This is a genomic window from Streptomyces sp. NPDC101393 (assembly GCF_044767385.1).
Lineage (GTDB): Bacteria > Actinomycetota > Actinomycetes > Streptomycetales > Streptomycetaceae > Streptomyces.
In genome coordinates, this window is the sequence record NZ_JBIWNU010000006.1 from 183,733 (window position 1) to 195,661 (window position 11,929).

The 11,929-nt window shown below is 69.2% G+C and carries 9 protein-coding genes; 4 read left to right on the forward strand and 5 right to left on the reverse strand.

Annotated features, from left to right (window positions below; translation table 11 throughout):
* Positions 1–264 precede the first annotated feature (264 nt).
* From ACIRQ7_RS20630 to ACIRQ7_RS20650, 5 genes are all read right to left on the reverse strand, one after another.
* The gene (locus ACIRQ7_RS20630; RefSeq protein ID WP_401471147.1) at positions 265–540 is read right to left on the reverse strand and encodes a hypothetical protein; all 276 of its coding nucleotides are present in this window, start codon (positions 538–540) and stop codon (positions 265–267) included.
* A 262-nt stretch (positions 541–802) separates the two neighbouring features.
* On the reverse strand, positions 803–1,630 hold the full coding sequence (locus ACIRQ7_RS20635; RefSeq protein ID WP_404264145.1) for a hypothetical protein: 828 nt from the start codon (positions 1,628–1,630) through the stop codon (positions 803–805).
* 791 nt (positions 1,631–2,421) lie between these two features.
* Entirely contained in the window at positions 2,422–2,700 is a 279-nt protein-coding gene (locus tag ACIRQ7_RS20640) for a hypothetical protein (protein WP_401471142.1), read from the reverse strand.
* A gap of 307 nt (positions 2,701–3,007) precedes the next feature.
* The gene (locus ACIRQ7_RS20645) at positions 3,008–3,508 is read right to left on the reverse strand and encodes a hypothetical protein (protein WP_404264147.1); all 501 of its coding nucleotides are present in this window, start codon (positions 3,506–3,508) and stop codon (positions 3,008–3,010) included.
* Between the two features lie 857 nt (positions 3,509–4,365).
* On the reverse strand, positions 4,366–5,811 hold the full coding sequence (locus ACIRQ7_RS20650; RefSeq protein WP_404264149.1) for a glyceraldehyde-3-phosphate dehydrogenase: 1,446 nt from the start codon (positions 5,809–5,811) through the stop codon (positions 4,366–4,368).
* A 1,241-nt stretch (positions 5,812–7,052) separates the two neighbouring features.
* Here ACIRQ7_RS20650 and ACIRQ7_RS20655 point away from each other — a divergent pair.
* From ACIRQ7_RS20655 to ACIRQ7_RS20670, 4 genes are all read left to right on the forward strand, one after another.
* Entirely contained in the window at positions 7,053–8,141 is a 1,089-nt protein-coding gene (locus ACIRQ7_RS20655; protein WP_404264151.1) for a ParB/RepB/Spo0J family partition protein, read from the forward strand.
* A 661-nt stretch (positions 8,142–8,802) separates the two neighbouring features.
* Positions 8,803–10,137, forward strand: coding sequence for a bifunctional o-acetylhomoserine/o-acetylserine sulfhydrylase (locus ACIRQ7_RS20660; RefSeq protein WP_404264153.1), 1,335 nt, complete (start codon positions 8,803–8,805; stop codon positions 10,135–10,137).
* A complete protein-coding gene (locus tag ACIRQ7_RS20665) occupies positions 10,134–11,270 on the forward strand; it encodes a homoserine O-acetyltransferase (RefSeq protein ID WP_404264155.1) in 1,137 nt (378 codons plus the stop codon). The genes ACIRQ7_RS20660 and ACIRQ7_RS20665 overlap by 4 nt, the downstream gene beginning before the upstream one ends.
* 11 nt (positions 11,271–11,281) lie before the next feature.
* Positions 11,282–11,866, forward strand: a complete 585-nt coding sequence (locus ACIRQ7_RS20670; protein WP_404264157.1) for a carboxymuconolactone decarboxylase family protein — start codon at positions 11,282–11,284, stop codon at positions 11,864–11,866.
* Positions 11,867–11,929: the final 63 nt, after the last annotated feature.

Genomic DNA, 11,929 nt, shown 5'->3' on the forward strand with positions numbered 1-11,929 from the left:
GCACGAGAGGGCGCGAGGGCCGCAGAGGCCGGCTTGTACAGCCGTAGCACGATGACCTGACGGATGGTCATGGCGTCGCTCCAGCAGCGCCATTCAGCGCGATGCGCCATGGCGTATCCCTTTGGTGCCTGTCACGCGTAGTCGCCGCCTGGTGGGCCGGCAGCCTCTGGGCCGGGGCCCGCACAAGAGCAGAGAAAGGATCCCGGCGCCGAGCCTGTCGGCTCGGCGCCGGGATCCTTTCGATTCGTGCGCGGCTGTTGTTGCTCAGAAAGCGTGGTTGTCGCAGCTCATCTTCGAGCCCAGCTGGGTGGGCTGCGAGCCCGGGGAGCCCTCGCCGTTGAGCGCGTTGCCCAGCACGCCATTGAGGACACCGACCGCTCCGAGCACGTCGATGTTCATGTCGTGCGACCGGCACTCGGTGCCCTGGCTGACGTCGAAGTCGTGGCCCGGCTCGCCGTGGGCGTTGGCCGTGCCGACTCCGAGTGCGCTGACGCTGCCGAGGGCGGCGGCCAGGACAGCAGCCTTGTAGAGCTTGCGCATTTCTTCTCCGGTGATTGAGAGGTGATGTGTAGGTGGTTGACTTGTGCGGTGACGAGAGCCCCGTATGCGATGCGCCGCGGTGGTGACAGGCCACGACCCGGGCTTCGCCGGAGGGGCTCAAGGCGCTACAGAGACCTGGCGGTTACCGCGGACCCAATGGGGCGTCCACCACTGGCTCCGCCAGGCGTTCGAGGCGCCGGAGGGCCCAACTCCGCTGTTGCTGCACAGCGGGAGGCGGGCACACCGGACGGTCCTTGAACGGTCAGGACATCCGGGGCAGGTCCAGTTGACCCACCGGGGCTGCCGCAAGGCGCCCGAGACCGACCGGGGAGACCTGCGGGACTCCGGGGGAGATCAGCGGGTTGATCAGGGGGTTGACCTGCGGGTTGACCTGGGGGTTGACCTGCGGCGCGGCCTGCGGCAGGGACTGCGGCTGGACGGCCTGCGGGACGGCGACCTGCGGGGCGACCAGCGGGGCCACCTGCGGGGCGGCCTGCGGGGCCACCTGCGGGACGATCTGCGAGGCCGGCTGCGGCGCCGGAGCAGCCGCCTGGGGGGCGGCCTGCTGCGGAGCGGCAGGCGTGACGGACGCCTGTGAGTAGCCCTGCGACGATGCCGACGCGGTGGCCTGGGGGGCGCTCTGCTGCGGGGCGTACTGCTGGGGCGCCGGCTGCTGCTGGGGCGCGGGCTGCTGCTGCGGAGCGGCGGACGCCTGCGAGTAGCCCTGCGAAGCGGCCGCGGACGTGGCCTGGGGGGCGCTCTGCTGCGGGGCGTACTGCTGGGGCGCCGGCTGCTGCTGCGGAGCGGGCGCCGGCGGAGCGTACTGCTGCGGAGCCGGAGCGGGCTGCTGCTGCGGGGCGGGCGCCTGGGGGGCGTACTGCTGCGGAGCAGGCTGCTGCTGGGGTGCGGGCTGCTGCTGCGGAGCGGGCGCCGGCGGGGCGTACTGCTGCGGAGCAGGAGCCGGAGCGGGCGCCTCCGGGGCGGCACCGTTGTATCCGACGGGAGCGTCGGCATGGCTCACGCCGACGCCGATGGCGGACAGACCGCCGGCCGCTGCGACGATGAGCGCGGCCTTGTGAAGCTTGCGCATAAAACCCTGGGCCCTTCAGTTTCTGTATGGAAATCTGGCTACGTATTGCTGTCTTGAGTGCACAAACAGAGGCAATCCCGGGCTACACGCCCTGCGCACCGCGTGCCGACCACGGCGGAGGTGTCCCGCAGGGACGCGACGGCACCCGCTGCGCAGTTCATCCACGCCCCCCGATTCCGACGACGCATCCCATCGCCTCTCCTCCGAATTCGCTCGGGCGCCATGGCCGGCACGATCGCCGCAGACTGTCGCCACCAGCACCACGAAGGAGCCTTTCGACGGCGGTCCACAGGCTCGTTCGCTGTTCCCTCCCAGCGGGCAACGGGAATTCCCTGGACCCAGTCACGGGAACCGATGCACCGTCACCCATTTGCCCACCGTCATGAATCATTTGGAGTGTCGGTGGCGACAGCGATTGATTCGACGCGGCGCCGCCCTACGCCCCACCCATCCGCCAGCCGCGCGGCATCGGGCTGATAGGGCATCGACGGCGTCGGCGCGCCGGTCGGTGGGCCGTGCAGGCAGGCGCATTGGCCTTCGCGGCGTACGCATCAGCATCGCGCAGCGACCGTGACGAAAGGCGATGGCGAGGGCGAGGGCGCGGGGGAGGAGCGGAGGATCTGCTCGGCGGGCGTCTTGTTCGAGCAGTCGTCGCTGCCTCTGACTGCCTCGTGGTTCCTGCGCGAACGCGCGGTCAACGACCGTCCGAAGGAACGCAAAAAGGGGTCCCGGCGACCGTTGAAGCTCGGTCGCCGGGACCCCTTCGAATGACGGGCGAAACCGCCCGTGACTCAGAAGGCGCTGTTGTTGCAGCCCATGTTGGAGCCCAGGTGGGTGGACTGCGCGCCCGGGTTGCCCTCGCCGTTGAGCGCGTTGCCCAGCAGGCCGTTGAGGATGCCGACCTCGCCGAGGACGTCGACGTTCAGGTCGTGCGACTTGCACGAGGTGCTCTGCTTGATGTCGAAGCCGCCCTCCGGCCCGCCTGCGTAGGCGGTACCGGCGCTGGCGCCGAGGAAGCCGAGGCTGCCGAGAGCGGCGGCTACGACAGCGGCCTTGTGGAGCTTGCGCATTTCTCCTCCGGAAGATTGTGCGAAGTGACCTGTGATGTACCGAGTTGGTACAATTGCGGAGGCTAATACGAAATATCCGGCAGCCTTCAGCGACGCGCCGGACCCTGAGATCGAGAATCGGAAACCGCCCGGAACCCCAGTAGTTCAGGGCTTCGACGAGCGGGAACAGGCGCGGCACCGTGGAACGAACCACCTGTTCGGCCGTGCCGCGCAGCATGCGCCCGGTCATGCCGCACAGTGACGTGGGCCCTTCGAGGGTTTCCCCGGGAAGGGCCCACGGTGGGCACCGGCAGCGAGCTCGGCAGCCTTACCTGGCAGTGGCGAAGGCGTTGGCCTGAGTGTTGGCCTGGGTGCAGGTGAGGCCCCGGGTCTGAGGGGCGGCGAGCACACCGACCGGGACGTTGGCGTCGAGCAGGGTCTGCGGGCTGCACTCCTGGTACGGCCGGAAGAGGTTGTTCTGGTCCTGCGGCGCGGACTGCGGCGTGAGCTGCGATACCTGCGGGGAGAGCTGCGGGTTCAGCTGCGGGTTGAGCTGCGGCGAGACCTGGGGGGCCTGCTGCGGGGCAACGGATTGCGGCGCGGCCTGCTGGGGAGCGGCCTGCTGCGGCGCGGCCTGCGAGCCGTAAGCGTGCGCGGTGGCCTGCGAAGCGGACCAGGTAGCTGCCTGGGGGGCGTTCTGCTGCGGAGCGGCGGGCGGGGCGGCGCCGTTGTACCCGACCGGACCGTCGGCGGAGCTCACGCCGGCGGTGACGGCGGACAGACCGCCTGCCGCTGCGACGATGAGCGCGACCTGCTGAAGCTTGCGCATAAAACCCTCGGCCCTTCAGTTTCTGTATGGAAATCTGACTACGTCTTGCTGTTTTGCAGTGCACAAACAGAGGCAATCCCGGGCTGCACGCCCTGCGCACTCCGTGCCGGCCACGGCGGAAGCCTCTCGCAGGGACGTGACGGCACCTGCGGGGCAGCTCTCCCGTGCCCCCGGATTCCGACGACGCATCGCATCGCCTCTCCTCCGATTCGCTCGGGCGCCATGGCCGGCACGGTCGCCGAGGACCGCCGCCCCTGCACCGGCAAGCAGCATTTCCGACGGCGGTCCACAGGCTCGTTCGCTGTTCCCTCCAGCGGGCAACGGGAATTCCCTGGGGCCAGTCACGGGAACGGATGCAGGGTCACCCATTTGCCCACCGTCATGAATCATTTGGAGTGTTGCCGGCCTCGTCTTTGAAGGAAGGCCGTGATCGTGTCGTGGCAGCCTCGTTGCTGATGCGCTCAGTGCGCGGGTGGCCAGAGGCGTTTGTGGCGGTCCCCAAGGGCGTGCTGAGCTGCGACTCGATGTCGGGCAGGGCTGCTTCCGCCGGCGAGCAGGCCGCCGAAACCGTCCCGAGGGCCGTTGTTCCACTCGGACTTGGGCAGTGTGCGGATGGCCGTCGCCCGGACTGAGGTACCACCTCGCGTCGCGTACGGGCGAGTTGGGCCGATGGGCCCGGCGCTGCGGTGGGTGGATCGGCGGCGCGGTGGTGCGACGTGGTCGGTGTCGCCCGGGAAACGTCAGCGCCCCGGCACCAGGTGCCGGGGCGTCGCGGTGTGGCCGTGGGTCGGTCGGTGGTGGCCGGGTGACCTACTGTCCGCTCCGGTGGTGGCACCGGAGCGGACCGTTCGTCGGGATCAGACCGCCGGGGCCGGGTAGGTCGGGTACTCCACCCCGGAGACGTGCTGGACGACGCGGATGACCTGGCAGGAGTAGCCGAACTCGTTGTCGTACCAGAGGTAGAGGATCGCGTTGTCGCCGTCGACCTTGGTGGCGCCGGCGTCGACGATCGAGGCGTGACGCGAGCCGATGAAGTCGTTCGAGACCGCGTCGGGGGCGCTGGTGAAGTCGATCTGCCGCTTGAGCGGGGAGGTCAGCGACACGTTGCGGAGGTATTCGAGGACCTCCTCACGGGAGGTCTCACGACCGAGCCGCAGGCTGAGGATCGCGATCGAGACGTCCGGCACCGGGACGCGGATCGAGCTGCCGGTGATCGGCGCCTTGAGGTCGGGCAGTGCCTTGGCGACGGCGGAGGCGGCACCGGTCTCGGTGATGACCATGTTGAGCGGCGCCGAGCGGCCGCGTCGGTCGGCCTTGTGGTAATTGTCCAGCAGGTTCTGGTCGTTGGTGAAGGAGTGGACCGTCTCCACGTGGCCGCGCACGACGCCGTACTCGTCCGCCATCGCCTTCAGCGGCGGCACGATGGCGTTGGTGGTGCAGGACGCGCAGGACAGGATCTGGTCGTCCGGCTTGATCGTGTCGTGGTTGACGCCGTGCACGATGTTCGGGACGTCGCCCTTGCCCGGAGCAGTCAGGACGACCTTGTCGACACCGGGGCGCAGGTGCTTCGAGAGGCCCTCGCGGTCGCGCCACTTGCCGGTGTTGTCGACGAGGATGGCGTCCTTGATGCCGTACGCCGTGTAGTCGATCTCCGACGGGTCGTTGGCGTAGATCACCTTGATCTCGTTGCCATTGGCGACGATGGTGCTGTTCGCCTCGTCGACGGTGATCGTGCCCTGGAACTGGCCGTGGATGGAGTCGCGGCGCAGCAGCGAGGCGCGCTTGACGATGTCCTGCTCGCCGCCCTGGCGGACGACGACGGCGCGCAGCCGCAGGCCGTTGCCCGAGCCGGCCTTCTCGATGAGCAGGCGGGCGACGAGGCGGCCGATGCGGCCGAAGCCGTAGAGGACGACATCGCGGGGCTCGCGGCGCTCGATCTTGTCGGCACCCGTGGCGCCGGTGACGGCCTCGGCGGTGAACTCCGCGACCGACAGACCGCGGTCGTCGGTCCGGTACGTCTCGGCCAGCAGCGCGATGTCGATCTGCGACGGGCCGAGGTCGAGCGTGGTCAGAGCCTGCAGGAACGGCAGGGTCTCGGTGACCGAGAGCTCCTCACCGGCGATCTGCCGGGCGAACCGGTGGGTCTTGAGGATGCTGACCACCGACTTGTTCACCAGGGAGCGGCTGTGAAGCAGGACCGTGACGTCCCGCTCCCGGTGCAGCTTCCCGATGATCGGGATCATCGACTCCGCGATCTCCTCGCGGTTTTTCCAGTTGGTGAACGAGTCGTCATTGACAGTCACAGGTTTATCTTTCGAGCTAGGCGGTGCTCATATGCTAGCGCCCCGGTACTTTGATCGTTCAAACGGTGTCGCCTGAGGCGGCTGGGGTGGCCTCGGCGGCCTGGGGATCTCCGGGAGCGCCCGTCGGTGGCGGTTACGGCTGCACGGCCCCTGAAGGGTGAGGGGGCGGCGCTGTCAGTACACATTTCGGTGCTAGGGGACAATGAAGTCCGTACTTGCTGTCGTGGGGGCGAACGCAACAAAATCGGTCCGTGCCTGAAAACTCTTCCGGTCTCCCCCGGCACCCCGGCGCATGGCCGAGCGGTGTGCGGTGGGAAGGCTCACCTCAAGCGATGCGTCACCGGGCGGTTGACGTGTTGCGGGCGGGCGCGGAGATGTGCGGCGGGGCGCGGACGACCGTCGACGGCGTCGCCACGGCCACGCGCGGACCGGCCCCGGCGGCACACGGAGGCGACAGCTCTCGCGAGGCCTGCCGAGGTGGCCGGTCCGGTGCTCGGCTCGGCGGGCCGGGCGACCCGGAGTGTGAGCCGGCGGACGTGCCGGCGCGGGCCTGGATGGTTGTGCCCGCCAGGGACACCGGCTGATCCGGAGGCCACCGGCAAGGGCGCGCTTCGTCCGATTCGGCGGGTGCTCCTCTTGCTTCCGATGTCGGGTGGCAGGCAGTGGTTGCCTCCGCCCGTTCCGTCTCAGGGGTGCGTCGGGGAGCCGCCGAGCCGCCGGAGGAGGTCCGGGCATGCGTGCGTGATGCACGTATGACGCTTCTCACAGCCGTGCGACGAATGGCGGGTGGGGTGCCGGGCCGGTGGTACTGAAAGTGGTGCCGGCCGGGGTTGCCGGTTACCCGCGAAAGCGAATATGTCACTGGTGCAGACCTGGTCGGTATCAATCCTGTCCACACCCCCAAGGCGAAAACGGCCTTGTTCACGGTCACTGTCGGTATCCGCGGAATCCGGGCTTCCGGCAGTGTTTTCGCAGTTGACAGGCGTCGGCAGCGGAAGTGTATGTTCGGCGCCAGGTGAAGGTGCCAAGGGGTGTTGGCAGGTTCGCGTGGATCGTGATGACGAACCAGCACACTTCCGGTCGCTCCGCTTCACCGTCGTGGTCGTCGTAAGTGAATGAGCCTGGGGGATCAATTGCTTGCCAAGTTGGGGGATCGGTGGGCCGCGACAATTGTTCGTGGCTGTGCGCGAGTAATCCCGCCCGCCCGGAGGTCGTCCGGTTGCACCGGAGGGTGCTGAATCATGGGCGACGAGATGACTACGACCGCTGCGGATTTGTGTGTAGCGGTGTTCGACGGTGTGTTGCGCGAGGAATCGGCGTCCGAGCCCGCGATATCCGACCTCGCCATATCCGACTCCGCGACCTCTGACCCCGCGGTGTCCGACCGTGTGGCGCAGGCCGGCCTGACGCCCCCGACGCGCGTGCCGATCACCCTGCTGTCGGCAGGTGATTCGCCCCGGATGAACGGCGCGAATGCCGAGCACTGCCGGACACTGGCCGAATCGGGTGCCGAGCTCCCGCCCATCGTGGTGCACCGGTCAACGATGCGGGTGATCGACGGCGCGCACCGACTGCGCGCCGCTGAGCTGCGCGGGGAGGGTGAGATCGCGGTGCGCTTCTTCACCGGCAGCGCGCAGGACGCCTACGTGCTGTCGGTCGAGGCCAACACCACGCACGGGATGCTGCTGTCCAAAATGGAGCGCATGGTCGCCGCCCAACGGATCATCGACTCGCATCCTCATTGGTCGGATCGGGCCATCGCGGCCAGCGCCGGACTGTCCGCGCGCACGGTGGCCGACCTGCGCCGGCGTTCAACCGGCGAGCAGCAGCAGTCGAACAGCCGGATCGGTCGGGACGGCCGGGTGCGTCCGATCCAGAGTGCCGAAAGCAGGCGGCTGGCGGGGGAGTTGATGACGAGCGACCCGAGTGCCTCGCTGCGCCGGATCGCCGGCCTCGTGGGGTTGTCCCCCGCGACGGTGCTCGATGTCCGCCGCAGGCTCGACCGGGGCGACGACCCCGTACCGCCCCGCCAGCGGAACTCCCCCGACCAGGTCGTACGGCGGCCGCAGGAGGAGATGCCGAGTCAGGACAGCCTCGATGCTCTCCTGCAGACCCTGGCCAAGGACCCGGCGCTCCGCTTCACCGAAGCGGGTCGGCTGCTGCTGCGGTGGCTGCACCGGCAGGCAGCAGGCACGGAGGAACAGATCAAGCTGCTCGACGAGGTGCCCGCCCACTGCGCGGGTTCGGTCGCCGAGTTCGTGCGCCGCTGCGCCGAACGCTGGGTGGAGTTGGCCGACCAGATGGAACAGCGTCGACGTCAAGCTGTGTGATCCGGCGACAGGCCGCCCGGCCTGGCGTGCACAAGCGCCCTGACCTGGATGAACGCGGGCCCCGGCCCGTTCGGTCGGGGTAACTGCCGGCGCCCGTCGGCGCGGCGGATGCGCGCGGCACCGCTGCCGCGTTCCCTGTGGCCGTACAGCGGTATGTGACTGCCCGGCTGGTTGATGTGCGGCGCAGTGGCAGCGAAATGCATTGCCGTGTGCGCTGCCGTTGTGCGCCTTTATGCGCGAAGTCGTGAGCGCCCGAACTCGTGAATGCGTGAAGTCCGTTCGGTATTCATCGACGGTTCGTCGGGCTGCTGATCGCTGCTGTCTACGCGCGTCATGCGTAGTTTCCTCATTCGGATCGCAGTGGTGTCGAGTTCTCTTCCGCCGAAGGGGCACCCCTCGCGCATTTGTAAATACTGCATGAACAGTGACGCGTAGCCGAAAGGTTCTGTTCATGTACGGCGAACCCGTTGACGTCCGTTCACGTATACGCGGTGCGCGCCTGTTGAACTGTGATTCATCTCGTTAATATCTTTTACCGAGCGGAGCTGAAGCGCGATCGGCTCCTCCTCATTCCCTTTGAATCCCACACGCCTATTACCGGCAGGCCATGTCGCTCCGCCGATGCGCGTGATGAATCCCTGTTCTTCTCAGGAGGAAAGCTGTGCCCCTACTCGACGACGTCAACGCCGGCCCCGACGACGGCAGCCATCCGGACCCCGCCGAAGCGTGGAGCTTCGAGACCAAGCAGATCCACGTCGGGTACGCGCCGGAGGCCGGCGATGCCAGGGCGCTGCCGATCTACCAGACCACCTCCTACGCCTTCGAGAGCACCGAGCACGCCAGGGCGCTGTTCTCGCTGGAGGAGCCGGGCAACGTCTACAGCCGCATCATGAATCCGACCCAGGACGCGATCGAGCAGCGCATCGCGGCACTGGAGGGCGGTGTGGCGGCGCTGCTGCTGTCCTCCGGGCAGGCCGCGGTGGCCACCGCGGTGCTGAACCTGGCCACCGCGGGCGACCACATCGTGACCAGCCCGCGGCTCTACGGCGGCAGCTACACCCTCTTCCAGCACACGCTGCCCCGCTTCGGCATCACGGTGTCCTTCGTCGAGGACCCGGACGATCTGGAGCAGTGGCGGGCCGCCGTCCGGCCGAACACGAAGGCGTTCTTCGGGGAGAGCATCTCCAACCCCCGCAATGACGTGTTCGACGTCGAGGGGGTGGCGTCGGTGGCCCATGAGCACGGCATCCCGCTGCTCATCGACAACACGGTGGCCACGCCCTACCTCCTTCAGCCGCTGCGCCACGGGGCCGACATCGTGGTGCACTCGGCGACGAAATACCTCGGCGGGCACGGGACCGCGATCGCGGGTGTGCTGGTCGACGGCGGCACCTTCGACTGGGCCTCCGGCCGGTTCGCCAACTTCACCACCCCGGACCCCAGCTACCACGGCCTGGTCTACGCCGAGCTGGGTCCGCCCGCCTACGCGATCAAGGCGCGGGTCTCGCTGTTGCGCGACCTCGGTGCCACCCTCTCCCCCTTCAGCGCCTTCCTGCTGGGGCAGGGCATCGAGACGCTGAGCCTGCGGGTCGAGCGCCATGTGCAGAACGCCACCGCGGTCGCGGAGTTCCTCGCCGAACATCCGGGAGTGGAATCGGTGGCCTACGCGCGGCTGCCCTCCTCGGCCTGGTACGAGCGCGGTGTGCGGCTCGCCCCGCGCGGCGTCGGTGCCGTGGTCGCCTTCGAGATAGCGGGCGGGGAGAAGGCGGCAACCACCTTCATTGACGCGCTGACCCTGCACAGCCACGTCGCCAACATCGGAGACGTGCGGTCGCTGGTGCTGCACCCGGCGACCACCAGCCACGCGCAGCTCAGTACGGAGGAGCAGCTCACCGCCGGCGTCACACCCGCCACCGTGCGGCTGTCGGTCGGCCTGGAGTCGATCGACGACATCCTGGCGGACCTGCGCGCGGGCTTCACCGCAGTGGAGCAGTGACCGTCGACGTGGTGCGGTCCGGCCGTCGGGCGGACATGCCGCCGCCCGACGGCCGGCCGTGCCTCATCGAAGTGGGCCCGCTGGCACTGGAGTCGGGGGTGGTGCTGCCCGAGGTGCACCTGGAGGTGCAGTGCTGGGGTACGCCCTCGGAGGCCAGGGACAACGTGGTCCTGGTGCTGCACGCGCTGACCGGCGACTCGCACGTGGTCGGGGCCGCCGGGCCGGGCCGGCCCACCCCTGGCTGGTGGCAGGGCCTCGTCGGTGAGGGGTGCGCGCTGGATACCCGGGACTGGTGTGTGCTGGCGGCCAATGTGCTCGGCGGCTGCCGGGGCAGCACCGGTCCGGCCTCCCCGCACCCCGAAGGCGGAGTCTGGGGAGGCCGCTTCCCCGAGGTGAGCATCCGCGATCAGGTTGCCGCCGAGGCGGCCCTGGCCGATGTGCTGGGCATCGGCCGGTTCGCGGCGGTGGTCGGCGGTTCCATGGGCGGGGCCAGGACGCTGGAGTGGGCGATCGGCTACCCCGACCGTGTGGGGGCGGCGCTCGTACTGGCCGTCGGGGCACGTGCGACGGCCGACCAGATCGGCACGCAGACCACGCAGATCGCAGCGATCACCAGCGACCCCGACTGGCAGGACGGCAACTACCCCGGCACCGGACGCAGTCCGAGGGCCGGGCTCGCCGTGGCCCGCCGGATCGCGCATCTCACCTATCGCACCGAGCTCGACCTCGACGAACGCTTCGGGAACCACCCGCAGCGCCCCGGCCACCCGTTGGCCTCCGTGGACAGCTATCTGCGCCACCAGGCACGCAAGCTGGTCGACCGCTTCGACCCGGCCAGTTACGTGGTGCTCACCACGGCCCTCAACGGTCACGACGTGGGACGGGGGCGGGGCGGCGTGGACGCCGCGCTGGCCGGCTGCCCGGTGCCGACGGTCGTCGCGGGAATCGACAGTGACCGGCTCTATCCGTTGCGGTTGCAGCGCGAGCTGGCTGAGAAGCTGCCCGGCTGCCGTGGGCTGGAGGTGATCAGCTCCCGGCAGGGGCACGACGGCTTCCTGACCGAGACCGAGGCCGTCGGCACGTTGCTGACCGGCACCCTGCGGCTCGCCGGGCCCGTCCTCCGCACCCCCTGAAAGGAACCCTCGTGGCCCGCATCCCCTATCCGGAGTTCGCCCGTGAATTCCGGATGCCGACACCCATATACGGCGACCCGCAGGATGCGTCGTTGCTCAACGTCTTCCGCATGCTCGGACACAGCCCCGGCCTGCTCACCGCCGTGGCGAACATCGGCTTCGCCCAGCTCACGGAAGGCGAACTGACCGATGGCGACCGGGAGTTGGTGATCCTGGCCAGTTCCCGGTGCTTCGGCTCGGACTACGTATGGGCGCAGCATGAGCAGCTCGCCGGGCGGTTCGGCATCGGTGCCGGTCAGCTCGCCGCGCTGCGCGCGCACGACCTCGCCGCGTCGTGTTTCGACCGCCCGCAGCAGAACCTCTTGGCCCTCGTCGCCCAGACGGCGGCCGGCACCGAGGTGGACGGCGCTCTGCTGGAACGCGTACGGCGGGACCGGGGCGACCGGCAGATCGTCGAGATCATCGGCCTGGTCGGCGTGTACTTCCTGGTCTCGCGGGTCACCACGACCCTCGGCATCGAGATCGACCGGCGCGAACTGGACAGCACGCTGAGCGCCGTCGGCCAACCGGAGAACCCACCGGTGACCGGGCCCTGAGGGCCGGTCCGCAGCAGTAGCGCCCACGGCGCGGAACGCCATCCCGCCTCACCTCACCGCCGC